General features: G+C 44.1%; 22 protein-coding genes. All 22 read left to right on the top strand.

Annotated elements, in window-relative coordinates; translation table 11 throughout:
- Window positions 1–16 precede the first annotated feature (16 nt).
- Complete coding sequence (locus NST83_RS22860; protein ID WP_342415765.1) at window positions 17–2734, top strand: stalk domain-containing protein; 2718 nt, start codon at window positions 17–19, stop codon at window positions 2732–2734.
- Window positions 2735–2781: 47 nt separating this feature from the next.
- Window positions 2782–3942, top strand: a complete 1161-nt coding sequence (locus NST83_RS22855; protein ID WP_137060551.1) for a sensor histidine kinase — start codon at window positions 2782–2784, stop codon at window positions 3940–3942.
- 4 nt (window positions 3943–3946) lie between these two features.
- Complete coding sequence (locus tag NST83_RS22850; RefSeq protein ID WP_137060550.1) at window positions 3947–4669, top strand: response regulator transcription factor; 723 nt, start codon at window positions 3947–3949, stop codon at window positions 4667–4669.
- 92 nt (window positions 4670–4761) lie between these two features.
- Complete coding sequence (locus tag NST83_RS22845; protein ID WP_342418027.1) at window positions 4762–5199, top strand: hypothetical protein; 438 nt, start codon at window positions 4762–4764, stop codon at window positions 5197–5199.
- A 204-nt stretch (window positions 5200–5403) separates the two neighbouring features.
- Window positions 5404–7581 (top strand): helicase-related protein, encoded by a 2178-nt coding sequence (locus NST83_RS22840; RefSeq protein WP_342415764.1) that lies wholly within the window; start codon window positions 5404–5406, stop codon window positions 7579–7581.
- 350 nt (window positions 7582–7931) lie between these two features.
- Complete coding sequence (locus NST83_RS22835; protein WP_252361550.1) at window positions 7932–8495, top strand: phosphoribosyltransferase family protein; 564 nt, start codon at window positions 7932–7934, stop codon at window positions 8493–8495.
- Window positions 8496–8879: 384 nt separating this feature from the next.
- Window positions 8880–9338 carry a LysM domain-containing protein gene (locus NST83_RS22830; RefSeq protein ID WP_342415763.1) on the top strand — a complete coding sequence of 153 codons (459 nt, stop codon included), beginning with the start codon at window positions 8880–8882 and terminating at the stop codon, window positions 9336–9338.
- A gap of 792 nt (window positions 9339–10130) precedes the next feature.
- Window positions 10131–10541 (top strand): TIGR03826 family flagellar region protein, encoded by a 411-nt coding sequence (locus NST83_RS22825; RefSeq protein WP_342415762.1) that lies wholly within the window; start codon window positions 10131–10133, stop codon window positions 10539–10541.
- Between the two features lie 196 nt (window positions 10542–10737).
- Window positions 10738–11013 carry a flagellar biosynthesis anti-sigma factor FlgM gene (gene flgM / locus NST83_RS22820; protein WP_014278436.1) on the top strand — a complete coding sequence of 92 codons (276 nt, stop codon included), beginning with the start codon at window positions 10738–10740 and terminating at the stop codon, window positions 11011–11013.
- A 9-nt stretch (window positions 11014–11022) separates the two neighbouring features.
- Window positions 11023–11523 (top strand): flagellar protein FlgN, encoded by a 501-nt coding sequence (locus NST83_RS22815; protein WP_342415761.1) that lies wholly within the window; start codon window positions 11023–11025, stop codon window positions 11521–11523.
- A 15-nt stretch (window positions 11524–11538) separates the two neighbouring features.
- Complete coding sequence (flgK, locus tag NST83_RS22810) at window positions 11539–13119, top strand: flagellar hook-associated protein FlgK (RefSeq protein WP_137060543.1); 1581 nt, start codon at window positions 11539–11541, stop codon at window positions 13117–13119.
- 24 nt (window positions 13120–13143) lie between these two features.
- On the top strand, window positions 13144–14052 hold the full coding sequence (gene flgL / locus NST83_RS22805; protein ID WP_342415760.1) for a flagellar hook-associated protein FlgL: 909 nt from the start codon (window positions 13144–13146) through the stop codon (window positions 14050–14052).
- 82 nt (window positions 14053–14134) lie between these two features.
- Window positions 14135–14581, top strand: coding sequence for a flagellar assembly protein FliW (locus NST83_RS22800; RefSeq protein WP_342415759.1), 447 nt, complete (start codon window positions 14135–14137; stop codon window positions 14579–14581).
- Complete coding sequence (gene csrA, locus NST83_RS22795; protein WP_342415758.1) at window positions 14581–14814, top strand: carbon storage regulator CsrA; 234 nt, start codon at window positions 14581–14583, stop codon at window positions 14812–14814. Before NST83_RS22800 ends, csrA begins: the two co-directional genes overlap by 1 nt.
- A gap of 427 nt (window positions 14815–15241) precedes the next feature.
- Window positions 15242–16012 (top strand): flagellin, encoded by a 771-nt coding sequence (locus tag NST83_RS22790; RefSeq protein WP_053326243.1) that lies wholly within the window; start codon window positions 15242–15244, stop codon window positions 16010–16012.
- 172 nt (window positions 16013–16184) lie between these two features.
- Complete coding sequence (locus tag NST83_RS22785; RefSeq protein WP_342415757.1) at window positions 16185–16562, top strand: flagellar protein FlaG; 378 nt, start codon at window positions 16185–16187, stop codon at window positions 16560–16562.
- Window positions 16563–16576: 14 nt separating this feature from the next.
- Window positions 16577–18049: a flagellar filament capping protein FliD gene (gene fliD, locus NST83_RS22780; protein WP_342415756.1), complete on the top strand. Its 1473-nt coding sequence runs from the start codon at window positions 16577–16579 to the stop codon at window positions 18047–18049.
- A 14-nt stretch (window positions 18050–18063) separates the two neighbouring features.
- Window positions 18064–18447 carry a flagellar export chaperone FliS gene (fliS, locus tag NST83_RS22775; protein WP_053326240.1) on the top strand — a complete coding sequence of 128 codons (384 nt, stop codon included), beginning with the start codon at window positions 18064–18066 and terminating at the stop codon, window positions 18445–18447.
- A 71-nt stretch (window positions 18448–18518) separates the two neighbouring features.
- Window positions 18519–18791 (top strand): hypothetical protein, encoded by a 273-nt coding sequence (locus tag NST83_RS22770; RefSeq protein ID WP_342415755.1) that lies wholly within the window; start codon window positions 18519–18521, stop codon window positions 18789–18791.
- A 126-nt stretch (window positions 18792–18917) separates the two neighbouring features.
- Window positions 18918–20726, top strand: a complete 1809-nt coding sequence (locus NST83_RS22765; RefSeq protein WP_342415754.1) for a 6-hydroxymethylpterin diphosphokinase MptE-like protein — start codon at window positions 18918–18920, stop codon at window positions 20724–20726.
- A 29-nt stretch (window positions 20727–20755) separates the two neighbouring features.
- On the top strand, window positions 20756–21787 hold the full coding sequence (locus NST83_RS22760) for a UDP-N-acetylglucosamine 4,6-dehydratase family protein (RefSeq protein WP_342415753.1): 1032 nt from the start codon (window positions 20756–20758) through the stop codon (window positions 21785–21787).
- Entirely contained in the window at window positions 21771–22478 is a 708-nt protein-coding gene (locus NST83_RS22755) for an acylneuraminate cytidylyltransferase family protein (RefSeq protein WP_342415752.1), read from the top strand. Before NST83_RS22760 ends, NST83_RS22755 begins: the two co-directional genes overlap by 17 nt.
- Window positions 22479–22506 lie beyond the last annotated feature (28 nt).

The following is a 22506-nucleotide window of genomic DNA, read 5'->3' as shown; positions in this document are numbered from 1 at the left end:
GAGAGCTATCATCCATATGGTTTTAGGTAATAGGAGACAAGGCAATGAGAAGGTAGATGGCAGAGGGATCGCTAAAAGATGGGCTGTTTTGACGCTGGCGGGAGTATTATGGGTTGGACCCGTAGCCGGAACAGGCGCCCTAATTCCGTTAAACGGCTGGATATCTGCGCCGATTGCGAGTGCAGCTTCCGCTTCAACTGTAAAGCTGGGAGAAGAAATAATTACTTCAGGTGCAACATTGATGAAATATCGTTTTAAAGGCTCCAAAGGAACAGCGTTAGCTGATATCGTCCGGGTGGATTTGCAAAATCCATACGTCAAGCTGGATGTTATGACCGGGAAAAATGGACAGTTTACAACCCGTCAAAGCACAGGTGGTATGGCAAAAGAGACTGGAGCAGTCGCTGGTGTGAACGGAGATTATTTTAATACCTCCAGCGAGGGGGCCCCGATTGGTGGACAAGTATCGAAGGGAGTATTGATGTCTACTCCGTCCGATTTAACGGGGATGTATGCTTTTGCAGTAACCAAAGACGGTTCCCCAATGGTAGAGCAGTTTACCTTTGAAGGCACAGTAAAAGCCGGGGATGGTTCAACCTTCCCTTTAGCGGGGATGAATAAGGCTTCATATTCGCCTGAAACGAGTGGAAGCAGCTACAGCCATTCCAACGCTATGTATATTTATACATCTGCCTGGAAAGCAATTGAGCGGCCGAAAAACAGCTCAACAACGCCTACTGAGGTGTTGGTGCAAAATGGTGTGGTTACGCAAATTTCCAATAATGCTACATTGAATATGACTGTGCCGCAGGACGGATATATTTTACGTACCCATGGCAAAGCAGCCGATTATGTCAAAGATCATCTGACAGTGGGACAAACGGTAGAAACCAGCTATCATCTTCGTGTCAAATCGACAGGGAGTGAGGTGGATCCTTCCAATCTCCAGATGATGATTGGCGGACACACCATATTGGTGAATGACGGTCAGAAAACTTCGTTTTCCCGCAGTACAACGAGTATAGGCGGGACGCGGGCGCGGACGGCTTTGGGATATTCCCGTGACAAGCGTTACGCTTACGTCATTGCCGTTGAGAAGAACGAGAACAGCGTGGGTGTATCCCTGAGTGAGCTGCAAACGCTGATGAAAGATATTGGTGTCTGGAAGGGTATGAACCTGGATGGCGGCGGCTCCACCACGATGGTAACCCGCGATTTGGGAGATACGACAGCAGGGCTTACGTTCAATACGGAATACGGTACGGAGCAACGCAGCGTTGTAAACGGTGTGGGGGTGTATACCAGTGCGCCTAAAGGGACGCTTAAAGGCTTCACGATTAAAGGCAATAAAACGCTGCTTATCGGCCAGACCGGAAGCTATTCTTTTAAAGGCTATGACACCTACTACAATCCATTCGATACCTCGAATGTACAAGTGACGTGGAAATCGAGCAATCCGTCCGTGGTGTCGGTGAGTGGCGGTGTTGTGAAGGGAGCAAAACCAGGAACAGCTACGTTGACGGCGTCCAGTGGCTCAGCCAGTACTACAACCAAGGTTACTGTGCTGGGAGCAGATGAAATTTCATCACTTATCGCAGGCAGTGGGACAGGATCGCTTACAGCAGGAGCTAAAATTGCGGTTCCAGTAACTGCAAAGACGAAAGACGGCCAGAGCGTCAACATTTCGTCAGATGCGCTCAAATGGGAGTTTATCGGCTTTAAGGGAAGCGTTAAGGATAATCAGCTTACAGTAAATACGGTGGATGCAGGTGTAAAAACGGGTTATGCTATCGGTCGCTACGATGGTTTTAGCGCAGTCGTCTTCTTGTCTGCCGGCGGGACGAGCACAAGCAACTGGGAGAACTTCGAAAATGTTTCGTATCCGGTTGATTTTACTTCGAATGTGGAAGGCGTTACCGGCACAGCGGCTGTTGTACAAGGAGATGGCGACCATGCCAATTCCAAAGTGCTTGAGCTGAACTACGACATGACGAACGGCAGTGGTAAAATGTATGCTTACGCCCAACTGAATGGTACAACTGGCCAAACGCTTGAACAAGCGGCTACATCCATCTCGATTGATGTTAGAGGGGATAAGAGCCTGAACTGGTTGCGTGCGGAACTGGAAGATGCCCAAGGCAAAACAGCATATATAGACCTGGCCAAAGCGATCGACTGGAACGGCTGGAAAACCATTAACGCAGATATGAGCGGTTTGAATATTTCATATTCGGCGAAGCTCAAGCGCCTGTATGTAGTCAATGTGGCCGAAGGTCAGGATGAGCGTGCTAAAACGGGCAATGTCGCTTTTGATAATATTTCTTTTAATACACCGGGAACGGTCGGAACCGAAGGACTCAAAAAAGGAACGGCTCAAATGACTATCGGACAAAAGTCAATGACCCTGAACGGGACGCCCACAACAATCGATGCGGCTCCGATGACCCGTAATGGCTCAACGTATGTGCCGATCAAGTACGTGTTGGACGCTTTTGGCGGGCAAGCCAAGTGGAACGCAGGCGATCAGCGGATTACGATTATGCGTGGCGGTGTGCTGATGGATTTAACAGTAGGCAAGAAAGAAGTCGTCCTGAACGGCAAGCGTCAGAGCACGGATGTAGCACCCATTGTGTTAGGTGGCAGGACTTTAGTCCCATTAAGACTCGTGTCTGAGCAGTTAGGAATGACTGTAAAATGGGAACAAGAAACGAAGACCATCACCCTCCAGTCATGATATGGTATGATATATACTTGAATTGCTAGGATTGGAGTAGAACATTTGTGGACTTTCAAGCCGATATCATAGACCGAGTCATTAAGAATGCCATCCAGGTGATGGAGAACAGCAAATATCAGATGTTCGAAATTTTGGACACGGCCCGGACCGAGCTGATCACATTAAATCAGGAACTCCAGAGCGTCCTAAAGGAAACGGCAGAAACGATTGAAAAGGTGGATCAGCTGGAAATGAACTATCGGCGGTCCCGTATTCGGCTGACTGAGGTCAGCCGTGACTTTGTCCGCTATTCGGAAGAGGATATCAAGCAGGCTTATGAGAAAGCAACACAGCTTCAGCTCGATGTGATGATCTTTCGCGAGAAGGAAATGTACCTCAAGGCCAGAAGAGATGATCTTCAAAAGCGGGCTAAAAGTGTCGAGGCCTCTGTCGAGCGGGCCGAAACCATCGGTTCGCAGATGGGCGTCGTGCTGGAATACTTGTCGGGTGAGTTGGGACAAGTAACGCGGATCATCGAATCGGCCAAAAACCGACAGTTTATTGGTCTGAAAATTATTTTAGCCCAGGAAGAGGAGCGCAAGCGGATATCCCGTGAAATTCACGATGGACCTGCACAGCTTCTTGCGCATCTAGTGCTTAGGACGGAAATTGTGGAAAGAATGATCGCCAAGCAGGAATTTAAGATGGTTCAGGACGAAATAGTAGACTTGAAGAAACAGGTTCGCTCCAGTCTTGAGGAAATGCGAAAGGTTATTTTCAATCTGCGTCCTATGGCCCTGGATGACTTGGGACTTATTCCGACGCTCCGGAAATATGTGCAGGATTTTGAAGAGAAAACAAAGATTAGATCGCTTTTTGAAACAAGGGGCAAGGAACACCGTCTCTCTTCCGCGATGGAAGCAGCCATTTACCGCCTGATCCAAGAAGCTTTGACCAACGCTGCCAAGCATGCTTATCCTACCTATGTGCTTGTTGAGATTACTTATCAGGCGCAGCTTGTAAAAATCGTGGTGCAGGATAACGGTCTGGGCTTTAAGCCTGAGCTTTTTCAGCAGAAAAGCAAAGATCATGGACATTTTGGTCTGATTGGTATGCGGGAAAGGGTTGAACTGCTCGAGGGGAGAATGGAGATCGAATCAGCTGAGAATCAAGGCACCAAGATAGTGATTCATATCCCAACCAACGTGGAAAAGGGAAAGGAGTAACAACATGGAAAATCAGGAAATTGGTAACGCACCCATTAAAGTACTCTTGGCGGACGATCATCAGTTGTTCCGTGAAGGACTTAAACGTATTTTGAATATGGAGGACGACATTGAGGTCATCGGCGAATGTGGCGATGGTATCCAGGTGTTGGAGTTCTGTAATGTAGAGAAGCCGGATATCGTTCTGATGGACATTAATATGCCTATTGAAAATGGTGTCGAGGCAACGGAAAAACTGCGAGAGATGTTCCCGGATGTCAAAGTGATCATTCTGTCCATTCATGATGATGAAAGCTATGTATTTGAGACGTTGCGCAAGGGAGCTAATGGCTACCTGTTAAAAGATATGGAGGCCGAGTCTCTCATTAACGCGATTCGCTCTGTACATGAAGGGTATGCGTTTATTCATCCGAAGGTAACGGGTAAACTCATTCAGCAGCTCCGTCGGATGACGTACCTGAATGAAACCGGGGCTATGGCTGAAGGTCATACCAAGGAAGCTGGCGTGAAGTTCGTCGCAGGTGAAAATAACCCGCTGACCCGTCGTGAGGCTGAAGTGCTGCGCTTAATGGCAGAAGGCAAGAGCAACAAGATGATCGGTGAATATTTATTCATTAGTGAAAAAACGGTCAAAAACCATGTCAGCAGTATTTTGCAAAAAATGGAGGTTGATGACCGGACACAAGCGGTTATTAACTCCATCAAATACGGATGGGTTACGCTGTAAGGTGTAGTCTTTGAACCCCAGTACATAACCGTGACACCTCTTCCTGCTATACGGCATATATTGTCGCTATAGGAGGAGGTGGAACCTTCGTGATGGCTCATTTGGTTTGGATATTGCTTATATATGGTCTGGGAGCCGCAGTCGTGCATCTTATATATATACGACAGGCTGTTCAGGGATATCTCAATGGCGATGAAGTGCGTGCGTTATCTACGGATCAACGGCCGACCCGTTATATTGTCATTACTTCTAATGACGGAGAACGTGTGGAGTGGGTGATGCGTTCATTGAGCATACTTGCCTGGTTACGTCGTAAGCCGCTGCATGTGACGGTACTGGATGACGAATCCGTGGACGATACGTTGCCGATCCTTACACGGATGATAGGTTACAGCCATATGGATGTTTCGGTCATTTCATATCGTTTTTCACCGGGAAACCCGGTTTTACCGAAGTCAGGCGGTGAAAAGCAGATTGTTATTGACCTCAGAACAGTCAACCCGTGGGTGGATGCTCCCCTTGTTCGTTAATGACAAAGTATTGTGTACATTACGGTCAAAACCGGATATAAATGTTTACACGGAATTGCATATGCAAGATAAAATGGATTTCACTGAAATCCGAATGATGTGAAGCACACTTCAGGCTATGAGCCATGGAAGTGTGCTTTTTTTGTTTATTTGTTATATAGACAGGGAGAAAAACAAACATTTGAGGGTTGGGAGGAATGCCAAATGAAAATTACGGTATATGCAGTCAAGTATAAGGGGAAATGGGATATCCGCCTATCCGTGGATATTCGAGTAGATATGACATGGTGGCTGAAAGGGAGCGATGGACAGGAGGATGCTGTCGAAGAATGGGTGATGCTAGGGAGAGAGCTCCCATTGCCTTGGGGCGTAAAGCTGTGTGAAGTGTTCAAGGGATCAACGAACATGAAGCGATGGACAAGGGAGCAATGGCGGCAATACGTTCTCGTACTGCTAAAGGACGAGCTAAATGCAGAGCCTGTTGACGCAAATCAGTATCTGAGCGGAGGAATCGATGCTATAAGCATTTGGGATGAGGTACAGGGCTGGACTTCCGACATGGAGAGTGAACGCAATTTGGAGGAACAACGGTTCCATGCAAGCAACATGATGTGTGGGAGAGAGAGTGAGGAACGAAAATCGACAGGGGTACTGTACCTTGAGCAAAGAAGGCATTCCAACAGTGAAATTGAAAAGCTGGATATGGAGTGTGTGGCACGACAAGCGGATGTGCTGGCTGATGTGCTGTCAGGACGCCAATTGCTCGTTCCAGAAGCTGAAGCACTGCTGGCTGAGGCGGCGCCGGGTCTGGAGAACGTTTGGCGCTCAGCTGCGCAGCTCGCGTACCTGCAAGGTCGGCTCAGCTTTGCTGCTGGCCTTGCATCATATACGCGTCGGTCCGCCGCGCGTGATCTCCGCTGCAATCGTTGCGGCAGCGGGGCGATGTACCGCACGGGCTGTGCATCGTGCGGAAGCAAGGCGTGCGCCTACTGCGAGACGTGTCTCGCACTGGGGCGCAGCCGTGAGTGCTCGTTGCTGCTGCGCGGTGCAGCGAAACCCGCCGTGTCGCGCACGGCGGACGCAGCCCCGGTCGCGGAGCTTGAGCGCTGGGGGCTGAGCCCTGCGCAACGCGCCGCCGCCGAAGCGGCGCTGCGCTTTTTGGCCGCACCACCCGGTGGGGTGCGGGGGCACGCCCGCCCAGAAAGCCTTTGGCTCCGGGCGGGCGAACTGCTGCGGCGTGGCATGGCTACACGTCGGGGGCCAAGCCCTGCTGCTGCGCCGCAGGGCATTGTTCTTGCCCGCGACAGCAGCAGCGGGCATTCTTCGCCAACAACTGGCGAAGGTGTATGGCACTTGCCTGGCTTCGGCGGCAAGGCTGATGTTGCGGCAGAGCGGTTTTTACTCTGGGCCGTGACTGGCGCAGGCAAGACTGAAATGATGTTTCCACTCCTGCAACATGTGCTGGAGCTTGGAGGGTCGGCGCTTGTAGCGACACCGCGTCGGGATGTGGTACTGGAATTGGCGCCCCGTTTGGCAATTGCCTTTCCCCAAGTAAGTATGGTGACGCTCTATGGAGGCAGTGATGAACGCTGGCAAAGGGGACAGCTGACACTTGCGACGACTCATCAGCTTCTGCGCTATCGTCAGGCCTTTGATCTGGTTGTCATTGACGAAATTGACGCGTTTCCTTATCACAATGATCCTATGCTCGCTTTTGCCGCACAGGCTGTGTGTAAGCGGGAGGGGAAGTTCATTTATTTGTCTGCTACTCCACCGCTACTATTGCAAAAAGAGGCTGCACGCGGTCTATTACCGCACGCCAAGGTTCCCGTTCGTTTTCATCGTCATCCACTGCCTGTCCCCTTCCGTTTGGAGACTACTCCTGTGAAGCATTGGCTGCAAAAAGGGCGGCTTCCTGAATCCCTGATTCAGCGCTTGTTCGTATCCATACACCGCGGCGCTCAGGTCTTCGTGTTTGTAACACGAATCTCACAAATTCAATCTCTAGTAGAATTGTTGATCAAACGTCTGCCTGATATCCCAATTGCCGGCACTTCATCCCAGGATGAAGAACGAAGCGCTAAGGTACGTTCCTTTCGGGCAACTGAAATACGTGTACTGGTCACAACCACTATTTTGGAGCGCGGTGTGACGGTTCCACGGAGTGATGTGTATGTACTGGATGCGAATAGCAGCCTTTTTGATGAAGCCTCTCTGGTACAAATGGCTGGTCGAGCAGGAAGGTCGAAGGAAGACCCATGTGGCGTCGTCGTTTTCACATCTTCCCAATGGACTCGTGGCCAAAAGAGGGCGATTAGACAAATTAAGCGCATGAATGCACTAGCGCGAAAAAAGGGCTATCTACAGGAGGTAAAACATTAAATGTGCAAAATAAAAAAAAGTTTTTTTGAAAATGTGAAACCTGATGCAATGTTGACACGTAGATTACCAGGAAAGGTGCATTCTGTATGAAAATGATGCGCAGAACCCAACTTTTTTTGAACTGGCTACTTCAGCGTCAGTCGGAAATATGTATCGCTTGTGGAATTCACACTGAAAGTTTTTCCGAGTTTCCCGGGATTTGTACTTTTTGTTCCTCTCAAATTCCCTGGATCCACAACATTCGATGTGTTCATTGTGGACGCCCGACATGTTGTCCTGATTGTGTAAGGCCTGACCGGGCAGCACGTTACTACGTGTGTAATCGGAGTGCGACTAGCTATACGCCTATCATGAGAGAATGGATTGGGCAGTTTAAGTATCGCGGAAATGAAAAGTATGGTCCTCTGCTCGGCGAGATGATGCATCGGGCTTATCAGGCTATGAGGCATGAGTTTACTGGTCAGGAATATTCTCGTTTCAATCAGTCTCTGCGGAGCGTGAGTTTGGTGACATGTGTTCCTGTAAGTGAAACACGACTGGCAGAGCGAGGTTTCAATCAGGCTCAGATCTTGGCAGAGGAGCTTGCCAGGCGAAATAAGCTGCCTTTTTTACCTTTACTTGCTCGTCCGCAAGATACTGGCAAACAAAGCTTCAAAACAAAAAAAGAACGCACAGACACGATGTATAATGCGTTCTCTGTTGTGCCAGGTATGACGGAGTTAATTAAGTATTTTGTTTTAAACGCTGAGTATCAACGCAAAATGGAGAATCATAAATATGTTACTGTTTTGCTTGTGGATGATATTTATACAACTGGCAGTACTTTACAAGCGTGTGCGCGTGTTTTAGGGGAAAAGGCATCCGAAGAGGGTATACATATGGCCATTTTTTGCCTGACTTTGGCTAGATCATAAGCCTGAATTTCATGTCCCCTTTACGAGAGTTTTGGTTTGGAGCCAGGGAACAAAGTTCTTACCGTTCCGAGAAAAGCCCAAATGCTAGAGCAGAGAAGCCTTTTAAACCGCACAATGAGCAAGATTTGACAACGAGATAGAGAGAGGTATATAATAAAAATATAGACACGCACAAAAAGTAAGGTAGTGAGGGGTGAAAACAGAATATTTCAATTTAGAGGTTGATTTATTTGGAAAATAGGAGTACAATTTCTATCTGTTGATAGCTAACATGGATTGGTAATAAATGACTAGCTAACGACAAGAGAGCGGACATTGGGAGTGTCTCGCTCAGTAGTAAAGCAGTTAATTAAAATTCAACTTAAAAAGAGGAGAGAAAAAATCATGGAAAACGTAATAAAAAAGGTAGCAGTATCTAGCATGTTGGCAATTAGTTTAGGTGCAGTATCTCTGTTGAGTCCACTTGCTACAGGTCAAGTATCCGCCGCACAGTCTGGTTCTGAGTATGAAAGACAACAAGCAGAGGACCAATTGATAAGAGAACAACAAGAAGCAGCACAAAAAGCATTTGAAGCTAAAGTCTTCGGAACAGGAAATGCCACAACTACAACACCGGCTCAACCAGCTACTGAGAACAATAATCAAGCAACAACTACAACACCAGCTACTACAACTGTAACACCGGCTACTGTAAATACAATCACAGTAAGTGTTCAAGATGGCGATACGCTGACTTCCATTGCTGAAAAATATGGTGTAACTGTGGAAGAACTGCTTAAAATCAACAACCTGATTAAAGTAGGCCAAGAACTGCAAGTTCCGCAAGCAAACACTAATAAATAATTCATTATAAATTCATAATAAATGTTTTTTATTAAACCAAGTGTTTGACTACAGTATACGGGAAGGCATCTATTAAAACAATGCTTTTTTGAATAATTATTTGTGAAATAGTATGTTTTTTTGGCTGCAATTTTTCAATGGTGCGTCTACACGTATCTTCAGATAGATTTTAACCAGGAATGATGTTAGTCTCATTGATATAATGAATACCCACACTCCATGTGCGGAGCATTCGTATGGGCACCGTTCCCCCGGATTTGTAGCAGTTATTTAGTAGTATTCGGGGCACAGGTGAACTTGAATTCTTCTGAAGATTGTTTCGCCCGGTTTTCCCCTCATTTTGATTTGCATATATACACCCATTTATATCATATACAGCTATTTTAACTATAGTGAAGCGCTATTCCCGAAATAACAGGAATGGCGCTTATTTTATTTTAATCTAAAAACCTGAGCGTTGTATGACAATAAACAGACACATGCAATTGGGAGTAATCTTTTGTCCCCTTAGGTTACATGCCATTTGCATATCATTATATATATGAGGAAAGATTTGATGTTAGATTATGGCCCCGTTAGTTGGTATTTAAATGCTTAGATTTTTCGTTGCACTACCTAATCAGAGTCCGTAAGTATTTTGTACCTTTATTATGATATCGTACAAAATGTGCATTTGTGTAAAATCTATCCCTTCTTTTTTTAAAAATATTCGCTAGACGAGGCTCTTAGGTATAAGGTAATGTAAGGATACACCAATACAAGATCGGAAACAGGAAAGGGGCGCTGTAGAGGATGAACTTGGATAACTGTCCTCGCTGTGGAAAGCTGTTTATTATGAATGTTAGGGGAATCTGCCAAAACTGTATTAAAGAAATTGAGCTTGAATACGAGCAATGCGTCAAATATATACGTGAAAATAAGGGGATTCATATGCATGAGCTTTCGGAGGCTACCGGGATATCCGTTAAGCAAATTACAACCTTTATACGTGAGGGACGTATTTCCATTGCTAATGCCCCTAATATGACGTATCCTTGCGAGGTATGCGGGACACAGATTCGGGAAGGGCATATGTGCGATTCTTGTCGAACACGCCTGACCAAAGACCTGCATCAGGCCGTCAGCGAAAGCAGCAAGCAGGATCAGAGTAATGGTATGGGTTCAGGTACCTACAGTGCGATTGATAAACTTCGCGGAAAGTAGTACAAGGGAATTAAAAACGAATTTAGCTATTCAAAAAGGTTCAAATACCGCCGATAATCTTTATAGAGCTTATCGGTTTTTTTATTTTCAGCAACCATGCACAAAATAAAGAAGTAAGACATAATACGAACCATGTTCGACGCTATGTCGTCTGATACATTCTGACCATTTCAAATAAATAAGGAAGGTGGAAGTTATGAAAATTAACGAGACCAACCGCATCGGAGCCATTAACCCATATCAACGAAATATTGAAGCAGGACGCCAAGAGGAACAAAAGAAATCCCGTCGCAAGGACGAGGTCTCGATTTCCCCGGAAGCGATGGAAATGCTGAACCGTAGCAGTGACGCAGACCGCGTTAAAAAGATTCAGGAGCTTAAGCAGCAAGTAGCTTCTGGAACTTACCGTGTGGATGCTGACAAAATTGCAGAGAAGCTGTTGCCTTACTTCAAGCAGTCTTCCGAAAGCTAGGTGAAGGATATGCCTTTAGTGCGCCTGATTGATGTGTTGGAGGAACTCAGGGTGTCACATCAGCAATTAATTTCATTGGGAGAGCAGAAAAAAGATGCGCTGATCTCCAATCGTGTGGAACAGCTTATCGCTGTCATGAATCAGGAATCGAAGCTTTCCAGATATATTGAGCAGTTGGATGAACAGCGTATGCAGGCTGCATATGCATTTTTGCAGGAACGTGGCATTAAGTCCAGGTTGAACCTCAATATTACTGAATTATCCCGTCTCGTTTTTGATCCAGAAGACAAGCAGCGGCTCCTTCATATTCAAAAAAATTTGGCGGATACCCTTCAGGAATTGAAGAAACTAAATGAGTTGAATCAACAGCTTATACAGCAGGCGATTTCCTATATCGATTTTTCCATTGAGAGTATGTCATATTATGCGGAATCGGAGGCGACTTACCAGCGCCCGGCTGATAAAAGTGCATCAGCTGTACGAGCGGGACTATTTGATACACGCGCCTAATTAAAGGAGGAAGACATGGTCTCAACATTTCATGGTATAGAAACAGCGAAAAGAAGCTTAAACACACAAACCGCAGCATTAAATACAACCGGACACAATATCTCAAATGCCAACACAGCCGGTTATTCCAGACAAGTGGTCAGTATGAAAGCCTCTGAATCTATGGAGGCATATGGTTTGAACCGTTCTGTTGTAAGAGGTCAGATGGGTACAGGGGTTGAATTTACCGCTATTGAGCGTGTTCGTCAGACGTTTCTAGATGACCAGTACCGTAACGAAAGTTCTTCTCAAGGTGGCTGGGATATCCGTTATGATACGCTGAACAAGCTTGAGACCATTATGAACGAGCCCTCGGATACGGGGATCCGCAAGGTCATGGATAACTTTTGGGATGCATGGTCCGATCTGAGTCAAGACCCTCAGGATGTCACGAATCGCAAAATTGTAAAAGAGACTACGCTTGCTCTGACAGATGCTATGAATCAGGCCAGCAAACAGCTGGATGCACTTAGTTCTGATTTAACTAGTAACGTTACACTAAAAACAACTGAAATGAACTCATTATTGCAGTCTGTAGCGGATTTGAACGGTAATATTTATAAGTTGGAACAAATTGGAGATAACCCGAATGATTTGCGGGATCAGCGGGATTATGCGATTGATCAGTTGTCCAAACTTGCGAATGTGCAGGTAACTCAGTTGGATAACGGCTATCAGGTAACGGTGGCCGGACAAATAGCTGTTGCGGGTACAGAGGTAACAGCTATTACAGCGGCTGGTCTTGAGGCTGCATATCAGGGGGGGACTTTAACCGGCGGAGAAGTATACGGTATGATTCTATCCCGGGATAAATATGTAGCAGATTATAAGAGTCAGATGGACCAGTTGGCTAATACGCTGGCGAATGGCAACATTGAAATTACTTTACCCGCAGGTACAGTTCTACCCGAGGGAACGGTACTGAATTCGGGTGCCAATAACACAGCAGTCACTTACTCGAATGCGAATAACAATAGAACCTTGACGGCTGATTTAAAAGTAACTGTACAAGGGATTAATGGCCTTCACCAGCTAGGATACACGCTTAGTGGCACGACACCACAAAAAGGTGAGGCATTCTTTACCTCCAAAGATGGGGCTGCCATTACAGCAGGTAATATTACGCTGAATAAGGATATTCAAGATGATCCCAATAAAATTTCCAGCTCTTTGCGAGTAGATGGAACGGGTACGGCGAATGAGAAGGTAACCGTAGGTAACAATGCTTTGGCATTGGCTATGGCGAACCTGAAAAATGTGAAGTTTGGCTTTAATACCACTCAAGCCCAGACTACCACGGTAGATGACTTTTTCAGTTCAATCGTAGGACAATTGGGCGTCCAAACCAAGGAAGCAGAGCGCCAATCGCAAAATGCACAGCTGTTGACCGAGCAAGTGGACATGAACCGTCAGTCGGTCAGTGGGGTGTCTTTGGATGAAGAAATGTCGAGCATGATTAAATTTCAGCATGCCTACAGTGCAGCCTCTCGGTTCATGACTACATTTGACCAACTGTTGGATAAGCTGATTAATGGTACAGGCCGCGTAGGTCTCTAGTATAATGAGAAGGTGGAGTAAGGTATGCCAATTCGAGTAACCTCAGGGATGACCAATATGCAACTGCTCAGTAACCTGAATCGGAATAACAATAATACGAATAAATTGGAAAATCAGATTTCAACCGGTCGTAAGCTGAATAAGCCTTCAGACGACCCGGTAGGGGTAACCTATGCACTGCGTTACAGAGCTGAGTTGGCTTCTAATGAGCAATACAAAACCAATTCAGACGCAGCTGTTAGCTGGTTAGATTTTACTGATACCACCATGCAACAGAGCAGTGATGTAATGAAGCGTCTCAAAGAGCTGACAGTTCAGGCTTCAAGTGAAACACTTCCTCAATCCGCCTTGGATTCGATTAAGCTGGAAGTTGACCAACTAAAAGAGCAAATGATGAATATTGGTAACAGCCAGCTTCGTGGGAAGTATGTTTTCAATGGGCAAAATTATGATCAGGCACCGTATCAGCTATCAGCTACGGTCACGAGTTATGATCAGATTAATCCGGATCAAGGTGCAGTAAGTTATGCGATCGGGGATCAAGATGCATTTCGGGTAAATACGTCAGGCAGCGATTTTTTCGGGAAATCGACAGATGCAGATAATGTTTTTAAGGTCATGGATGCATTATCCACCGCATTAACCAGTGGGAATAGTACAGCAATATCAAGTCAACTTTCAAGCATTGAATCCCGTTTTACCAAAATGCAAACAAGTTTGTCTGAAGTAGGTGCACGCACGAACCGGGTTGAATTGGTACAAGCCCGTTTAGATGATCGTAATTTGAATTTGACGACACTTCAAGCCAAGACAGAGGATGCAGATGTTGCTAGTCTGATGATTCAAGCTACGTCTGCCCAAACTATCTATGAGGCTGCCTTGAAATCATCTGCCAAGATTATGCAGCCATCTTTGATGGACTTTATGAGTTGATTTTTATCTTTGACATTGTTACTTGAAGCTATGGACGAGTGGTCCGTAGCTTTTTTGTTACTATTTATAGGAGGAGTTACTAATGACCCCAAAACAGAAAATTGAAGAAGAAAACAAAGATACCAGCACCGTTCTTTATGTGTTTCCAAAAGGAATACCAGGCTTTGAACAACTTCGGGAATTTCAACTACAGGAGCATAATGAATTATTTAGTCTTTTCAGTGCAGTAGAGCAACCTGCTACTATTTTTATTACCGTAAATCCATTTGATTTCTTTGAAGATTATGAATTTGAGCTATCTGATGATGCTCTTGAGGATATTGGAATTACCAGTCAAGAACAGATAGCAGTGCGATGTATCTGCACATGGAACAGTGATCAATCCAAAACAACGGTTAATTTGCTTGCACCTTTAATTTTTAACGTGGAACAGCATACAGGAAAGCAAATTGTTTTGCAGAATACAGACTATACAATTAAGCATCCATTATGGAATGGAACAGAGTTAAGCAAAGGCGGTGAGTCCTGATGCTGGTATTAACACGTAAAAAGGGCGAATCCATTGTAATTCAGAATGATATTGTTGTCACTGTTCTTTCCGTCGAAGGGGATACTGTGAAAATTGGTATTTCTGCTCCTAAGGATATTGATATCTATCGAAAAGAAGTTTTTGAGGCTATTCAGCAAAATAATCAATGTGCAGTTATGGATTCCAATGCCATTCAAAGTGCTATATTGGATATGAAAGAGAGAAAGTCCTGATTTGCTAGTCATAGCGGTGGACATTCATTGAGAAAGGCCGACACAAGTAAAGTGTCGGCCTTTGATTGACTAGATTTTATGCTTAATTATCTGGAACAGTAAATTGATATATCCATACACTCAACTGTTTATCGTAATATCGAAAATCTCTAATCAGGTGATTTCGGAAGTTTGATGGCTTAAGGATAGTTGTGGACAGGTCGGACTTGGATAAAGTCATCATGTATAAAATGTTGGTTTTAAATCGAAATAACCAAGTCGTAGACTACTAAGAAATATTTCAAAAAAAATCGAAATGCTATAAACAATTCTCATCATAGGGTCGATATATATTTTAGAGCGGTAATTCTTCAGGGCGGCCGACCTGTGAAGACGCTTATACCACAAGGACGTGGGAATTAAACCATTTCAGGGAGGAAATATAAAAATGATTATCAATCACAACTTACCAGCAGTAAATACACACCGTAACATGCAATTGAACAACTCAGCAGCAAGTAAAAACATGGAAAAATTGTCTTCAGGTCTGCGTATCAACCGTGCAGCTGACGATGCTGCTGGTCTCTCCATTTCCGAAAAAATGCGCGGTCAAATCCGTGGTCTGGAACAAGCACAACGCAACGTTCAAGATGGTATCTCTTTCGCACAAACAGCTGAGGGTGCAATGAACGAAGTATCCTCCATGTTGACTCGTATGAAAGAGCTGAGCGTTCAACAACTCAATGATACTTACAGCGCTGGCGATAAATCCAACATCAAAGCAGAACTTGGTCAATTGGGCGGTCAAATTGATGCAATCCTGTCCAACACTAAATTCAACGGTATTGCGATTTCCGGTGGAAGCGTTAAAATCCAAGCTGATGATAACGCGTTCGTTCTTACTATTAAAGGTATCGATTCCACTGATATCCGTGGTCTTACTTCTGCAGTAAGTTTGTCTGCTACAACTAAAGCAATTGAAAAAGTTGCTAAGCAACGTGCGAACCTGGGTGCTATGCAAAACCGTATGGAATATACTTCCAACAACTTGGGCACAACTGTAGAAAACCTGACAGCTTCCGAATCCCGTATTCGTGATACTGACATGGCAAAAGAAATGGTTACTCTGTCCAAAAACAACATCTTGCTGCAAGCTTCCCAATCCATGCTTTCACAAGCAAACTCCGCGCCACAAGGCGTACTGTCGTTGCTGCGTTAATTTTAAACGACATAAGTTTACAAAAAAAGATCCTGCTTATCGCAGGATCTTTTTTTGTTTTTTATTTTATTTTTTCATAAATATTTGCACTCATTTACCGATATATAATGTATTGGCATTTCAAATACAGAACGGTTTTATTGTGTCTAATATTATTAATGGAGGTTATTGTATGGACTCGATGATACCCCCTAGCACTGGGAGTTTGTTGCCGATTCAGCCATCAGCAGGAATACAACGTGAAGCCCCTTCAGATGCCGAAACAAATTCTGTACAAGATGCTGTCCAAACAGCCAATAGAAGTGGTGCCGCGCAGAAACAGCAGACACATGAGGAAGCAGTTTTGGAGCTACAGAAAGCAATTGATGCTATTCAAGGCCCGCAGAAGACGTTTGAAATATCCGTACATGAAAAGACACATGCAATCATGATCAAAGTGATGAACAAGGAAACGGGAGATTTGATTCGTGAGGTACCTCCTGAGAAAATTCTTGATATAGCGGCTAGAATGATGGAGATTGCCGGAATCATTATCGATAAAAAAGTATAGGGGGACATACAATTATGGTAACCAGAATAACTGGCCTTGCCTCGGGTATGGATGTTGATGCAACGGTCAAAAAGCTGATGACAGCTGAGCGTGTGCCGCTCGATAAGCTGAATCAGCAAAAACAATTAATGGAATGGAAACGAGAAAACTATCGTGAATCCAGTACTAAAATTGTTTCATTTCTACAAGATAAACTGGGTATATTAAATCGTACAGCTTCAATGAATCCGCAGAAAGTAACTGTGACGGGTAATAGTGACGCGTTGACTGCATCGGCTTCTTCGTCCGCCAGTGGAGTATTAGATATCTCGGTAACAAATCTGGCTACTGCCGCAAGATCTGTCTCAAACAGTACGTGGACTGAAAAGGCCAGTAGTGAACTGGCATTCGCAGATGGGGCAGCCCGAACGGTCCAGGTTGGTAGTTCTACCATTGATGTGGATGCGAATGAAACCATTGAATCGTTTGTCAAAAAAATCAACGATAACAGTAAGACAGGGGTGACCGCCCTATATGATGCTAAATCCGGTTTGTCATTAACAAGTAAAACTACCGGCTCGCAAGCATTCAATATTGATTCTCAAATTAGTAGCGAATTTAAACTATCCTCAACGAACGGAACCGATGCTGTATTAAAGGTAAATGGGTTAGACGTAACGAAGTCTTCCAATAACTTCACAATAAATGGCGTTGATATTACGCTTAAGACAGCAGGTGGCGCTGCGACAAGAATAGAGGCTACCAAAGATACCGATAAGATTGTCGAGAATATTCAAAGCTTTGTCGATGCATATAATGATGTTCTCGCTACACTCAATAGCAAGGTAAGTGAGGAGAGATATAAAAAATATACTCCGCTTACGACGGAACAAAAAGCCGGTATGAGCGATGATGAAGTCAAGCTCTGGACAACCAAGGCCAAGAGTGGCATGCTTAGAAACGATTCGATCCTGCAGGATACATTATCTGAAATGCGTAATGCCATGATTCAAGGTGTAGATATTGGCAGAGTTGATGCAAATGGTAAGAATAAGCCATTAATGATGTCTGAGCTTGGGATCACTACAGGGACGTATGATACGAAAGGCAAGCTAATTTTGGATGCAGACAAATTGCGTGCAGCGGTTGAAAAAGACCCGGATATTATCACGAATTTTTTTGGGAAACAGGATCCAAGTACCGCGCTAACTAATAAATACACACAGCAAGATGGTGTTATTGCTAAACTTAAAAAGATTTCGAATACTTCACTGCAAAGAATGGCCGATACAGCTGGTACTTCAAAAGTTAGTAAGGATCTAACTGCTTCATTTCTTTCTACGAGCACAATGGGAGAGCAATTAACGAGTCTGGACCGTCGAATTAGTGACATGACCAGCCGTCTAACGATGATTGAAACTAACTATTACAAAAAATTCACCGCCATGGAAACGGCAATAAGCAAGTATAATAATACTTCTTCTAGTCTTACAGGCATGTCGTCATAAAGGAGGTTTTACAATTGATCAATACACCCTATCAGAAATACCGGCAGACTCAAGCACAAACTGCATCCAAGCCTAAACTGCTGATTATGCTGTACGATGGGGCTATTCGTTTCGTTCGTGCGGGGATTGAGGGGATAGAGAATAGGGATAACGAGAAAGCAAATAATAATTTGTGTAAAGCACAAGCTATTGTACACGAGTTGATATCTGCGTTGAATTTTGAGTATCCAATATCCCATGACTTATTGCGGGTGTATGAATATATGCTGCATGAACTGATCGAGGCGAATGTTCATAAAATAGCCGCTCCGGCACAAGAGGTGCTGGAACATTTGACTGACCTACGGGAAGCTTGGTTGGAAGCCATGAAAATGCCTGGTGTAGTTGGTAGTGTGTAATGGCAGATCCTAATATGCAAGTACTCCTTGAAGAACTGCAACATAGGACAGAAGCAGTGTTATCTAACCTTATGAATTTAAGTGAGGAAGAGTTTGAACAGTTTGCAGATCAAAGGCAGCGCATTGTAGAACAGATGCAGTCCCTTCAGCCGTCGATAACGGAAAATAATAAGCAGAAAATTCGTGATATACTAAGTCACGATTCGGTAATTTTACAGCGTATGCATGCACTTAAGGATGAAGCAGGTCACTGGATGGAGAAACGTGGAGCCATTCGTGTGCAGCAGCATGCATACCAGCAGGCTTATTCTGTAGACAGTTTGTTTATTGATCATCGCAAATAAAAATGCATTTTGGAGCGTACCCCATTCGATTTAAGAATGGGGTATTTTCTGTGAAAAGCTTCATTCCATTAAGAGTAAATCCGATATACTAATTAACAAATATTAATGCGAAACGGTGGTATTACCTTGTCTCAACTACAAATAAACCATACAATTCTAGAGCAGAGGTTTCCTCATGTTGCAACCCAAATCAATAGTTTGCCGAATGATGATTTATCTATACCTTTGTTTACTGAGCCCTTTGAAAGGGATACGGCTTGGCTTAATGCTGTTAAGGGAGCAATTGGAAACGGAAAGATCCTTTTTGTATATGGATTTGAAAGGGGACTTAGCATTGTTGATCTCCTCGAATTGTACCCGAATCACTGGTTGTTTGTATACGAGCCGGATGAGCGGCTTTTTCGGAAGGCTGTGACGGAGTATGACCTCAGTCTTTTGCTGGGGCATCCCAATTTGTACTGGCTATCCGTTGGTGATTCTCAGCTCAATATGATGTTTCATATGCTGAGTAGTTACATGATGGAAGATTTAGTGTTTATTGCGCTGCGTAAGTATTTATCAGATGATATGAGTACGCTACGTGAAGTAAAGGAAAAATTTCAGGAGTACCGCCAGAGCTTTTTGGTAGATAAACATACAGAGAATCGTTTTCGAGAAGAATGGACTCGAAATTTTCTATATCATCTATCTGATGTACTATACACTCCTTCCATTGAGCGGCTTTTTCACGCTTTTGAGGGTGCAACGGTGATTGTTGTATCATCAGGCCCATCTTTACAGGAAGATATCGAATGGCTGAAAAAATTACGACCTCACGCACTGATTATTTCAGCAGGTTCCAGCATTCAGGCATTAATAAAGCATGGAATACAGCCTCACCTTGCTGTAATAATGGATGGCCATTCAGTCAATAAGAAGATCTTTGCTTCCTCTGAAACGAGAGAGCAGCCTTTATTGTTTACTTCCTCCTCCTATTATGAAATCTCTGATCAGAACTGTGCAGGGAAAATCCATAGTATTATGAAAAGTGATGCTGTATCACAATATTTCTTTGGACTCAGTAAAGAGGAACTCTTTATATCCCCTACAGAAACGGTTGCAGGAACGGCTATTCAAGCAGCGGCATATCTAGGGGCTAAACGGATCATACTTGCAGGTCAGGATTTGTCGTTCCCTGATAACAAATTCTACGCAGATGGAATTGAACATTTTGCAGCCGAAACTACAGATAAGATAGTGCAGGAAGCACCTAAAAAAGTGCTTAATGTAAAGGGGACATACAATACTACAGACGAAAGTTTCTCCCTGATGAAGAATGGACTCGAAAATCTGATTAAGGCACTTCCAAGGATTGAATTTATCAATTCAACTCGCAATGGTGCAGTGATTGAGGGAGCTCCATACGAACCGATGGAAGAGATGTATAAATTGTTAGCATCAGAATCTGTTGATCATGATGCAATTGCCGATTTGATAAACAAAATAAATATTGCTGCTGATATGAATAAGGTGCAGGATGTCAGAGATAAGCTGATAGCGACACTCGGAGATCTTTACAATGTACGTTCTGAGATTGCAGCAATTCATAAGCTGATGAAAAAAATACGCGAATTTAGCCGGACTAAACCAGCAAAGGCTCAAAGTATGGTGGAGTCTATAGAGCAGATGTGGGGATTGATTGCCAACAGGGATTGGTTCTCACCTATATTTGAGTCCATTATGCCTATCGAAATTGCGCGTTTTGATCAGGTGCTCCCTGTGATTGTAACAGAACATCAGTTGACGCGTAAGTCTGATCTAATCTATGAGCATCTGGGTAAGCTGCTAGAGGATATCACAACACAAATCCCAATACTTGAAGAAATGTTTTCAGAATCGATTCGCCGTTTAGATAAAAAAACAGATAGCGAACCAGTGGTCCATAAAGATATATAAATTAATCGTTTTACACTCCGGAGGTCATTATGTTTACTAACAAGATTGTATTGGTTACGGGCGGCACAGGCTCGATTGGAAGTGAAATTGTACGTAATATTTTATCCTATAATCCCAAAGCTCTGCGGATTTTTAGCAGGGATGAGAGCAAGCAGTTTGATCTGCAGCAAGAATTAAAAGAATATACGAATATCCGTTATCTGATCGGTGATATCAGGGACAAGCAAAGATTGAGTTATGCTATGGAGGATGTGGATTATATTTTTCATGCTGCTGCTCTCAAACATGTGCCTGCATGCGAGTATAACCCTATGGAAGCAGTGAAAACGAATGTTATTGGCGTACAAAATCTGATAGAGACGGCTATTGAGCATAATGTAGAAAAAGTAGTAGCCATCAGCACAGATAAAGTGGTAAATCCAACGAATACAATGGGTGCTACGAAGCTGCTATCAGAACGTTTAATTTCTGCCGCCAACTTGTATAAAGGGAGCAAACGTACCATCTTTTCTTGTGTCCGCTTTGGAAATGTTATGGGATCCAGGGGCTCCGTTATTCCATTATTCCGTGATCAGATTGCTAAAGGGGTACCGGTGACGGTCACACATGCAGAGATGACTCGGTTTATGATGTCTATTCCTCAAGCCGCTCAATTGGTCGTAGATGCGGCGCACTATTCGCAAGGCGGAGAAGTATTTGTACTAAAAATGCCGATTCTCAAAATTACGGATTTGGCCCAATGCTTGGTTGATTCATATGAAGAGGCAGTTGGTAAACCCTATGGTGGAGAAATCATAGAGACCGGAATCCGGCCGGGTGAGAAGCTATATGAGGAACTCATGACGCTTGAGGAATCTGAAAGAGCACTGGAGAATGGACAAATGTATATTATCCCTTCGTCATTTCATACAACAGAGCAGGAATATGAAGGTTTCCGAAAGGCGATTCCTCAAGAGTATTCTTCGAAGACTGCACCGCAGATCTTTCAGACAGCCATTCGGGAGCTGATTGAAAAAAATGGCTTGGGTTTTACATGGGTGCTGTATGATGGGCAATCATAAATGTCTGGCGATTATTCCTGCGCGCGGTGGATCAAAAGGTTTACCTGGTAAAAACATTAGATTGTTACATGATAAACCGCTCATTCAATATAGTATTGAGGCAGCGCTGAACAGTAGCTGTGTAGACGAAGTTGTAGTTACAACGGATAGTGCAGAGATTGCTCATGTGTCAGGTAAAGCTGGCGCAGCAGTTCCATTTATAAGGCCTGCTGAGCTGGCTACCGATGAGGCCAAAAGCATTGATGTATTGAAGCATGCTGTTGAATTTTATGAACAGACGCTGGATCAATTTTTTGATGTTATTATACTGCTGCAGCCCACATCTCCATTGCGAAATGCTATGGATATTGAAGAGGCGTATACAATATTTTCGAGTAATCAGGCTGATTCACTACAAAGTGTCGCTTTATCAGAAGTTCAACCCTACCTGCTAAGAGAAATGGATAACGGACGACTAACGCCTTACTTGGAAGGTGAAAGGGAGCATTTAAGGAGACAGGATCTAAAGGAATTGTATGTTCTAAACGGAGCAATATATATCGTAAAAAGAGATCTGTTGATGAATCATAGCACCCTGGTTGGACGTCATAATTGCGGTTATATTATGCCTAAAGAACGATCAGTTGACATAGATGACGAGTTTGATTTGAAGATGGCAGAGTTTTTTTGGAGAGAATCCAATCACAAGTGATCCCCGTAACAGGAGGGAGTAGTATAAC

Source organism: Paenibacillus sp. FSL R10-2782, assembly GCF_038592985.1.
In the GTDB taxonomy this organism is placed as follows: domain Bacteria; phylum Bacillota; class Bacilli; order Paenibacillales; family Paenibacillaceae; genus Paenibacillus; species Paenibacillus terrae_C.
Note: the sequence above shows the minus strand (reverse complement) of the source record. Positions and strands in the feature narration are given on the sequence as shown.

Bases quoted from the DNA above. Each gene is read 5' to 3' on its own strand.
- NST83_RS22860 (WP_342415765.1), top strand. From the start codon at position 17: ATGGTTTTAGGTAATAGGAGACAAGGCAATGAGAAGGTAGATGGCAGA.
- NST83_RS22850 (WP_137060550.1), top strand. From the start codon at position 3,947: ATGGAAAATCAGGAAATTGGTAACGCACCCATTAAAGTACTCTTGGCG.
- NST83_RS22845 (WP_342418027.1), top strand. From the start codon at position 4,762: ATGGCTCATTTGGTTTGGATATTGCTTATATATGGTCTGGGAGCCGCA.
- NST83_RS22840 (WP_342415764.1), top strand. From the start codon at position 5,404: ATGAAAATTACGGTATATGCAGTCAAGTATAAGGGGAAATGGGATATC.
- NST83_RS22835 (WP_252361550.1), top strand. From the start codon at position 7,932: ATGAGAGAATGGATTGGGCAGTTTAAGTATCGCGGAAATGAAAAGTAT.
- NST83_RS22830 (WP_342415763.1), top strand. From the start codon at position 8,880: ATGGAAAACGTAATAAAAAAGGTAGCAGTATCTAGCATGTTGGCAATT.
- NST83_RS22825 (WP_342415762.1), top strand. From the start codon at position 10,131: ATGAACTTGGATAACTGTCCTCGCTGTGGAAAGCTGTTTATTATGAAT.
- flgM (WP_014278436.1), top strand. From the start codon at position 10,738: ATGAAAATTAACGAGACCAACCGCATCGGAGCCATTAACCCATATCAA.
- NST83_RS22815 (WP_342415761.1), top strand. From the start codon at position 11,023: ATGCCTTTAGTGCGCCTGATTGATGTGTTGGAGGAACTCAGGGTGTCA.
- flgK (WP_137060543.1), top strand. From the start codon at position 11,539: ATGGTCTCAACATTTCATGGTATAGAAACAGCGAAAAGAAGCTTAAAC.
- flgL (WP_342415760.1), top strand. From the start codon at position 13,144: ATGCCAATTCGAGTAACCTCAGGGATGACCAATATGCAACTGCTCAGT.
- NST83_RS22800 (WP_342415759.1), top strand. From the start codon at position 14,135: ATGACCCCAAAACAGAAAATTGAAGAAGAAAACAAAGATACCAGCACC.
- csrA (WP_342415758.1), top strand. From the start codon at position 14,581: ATGCTGGTATTAACACGTAAAAAGGGCGAATCCATTGTAATTCAGAAT.
- NST83_RS22790 (WP_053326243.1), top strand. From the start codon at position 15,242: ATGATTATCAATCACAACTTACCAGCAGTAAATACACACCGTAACATG.
- NST83_RS22785 (WP_342415757.1), top strand. From the start codon at position 16,185: ATGGACTCGATGATACCCCCTAGCACTGGGAGTTTGTTGCCGATTCAG.
- fliD (WP_342415756.1), top strand. From the start codon at position 16,577: ATGGTAACCAGAATAACTGGCCTTGCCTCGGGTATGGATGTTGATGCA.
- NST83_RS22770 (WP_342415755.1), top strand. From the start codon at position 18,519: ATGAATTTAAGTGAGGAAGAGTTTGAACAGTTTGCAGATCAAAGGCAG.
- NST83_RS22760 (WP_342415753.1), top strand. From the start codon at position 20,756: ATGTTTACTAACAAGATTGTATTGGTTACGGGCGGCACAGGCTCGATT.
- NST83_RS22755 (WP_342415752.1), top strand. From the start codon at position 21,771: ATGATGGGCAATCATAAATGTCTGGCGATTATTCCTGCGCGCGGTGGA.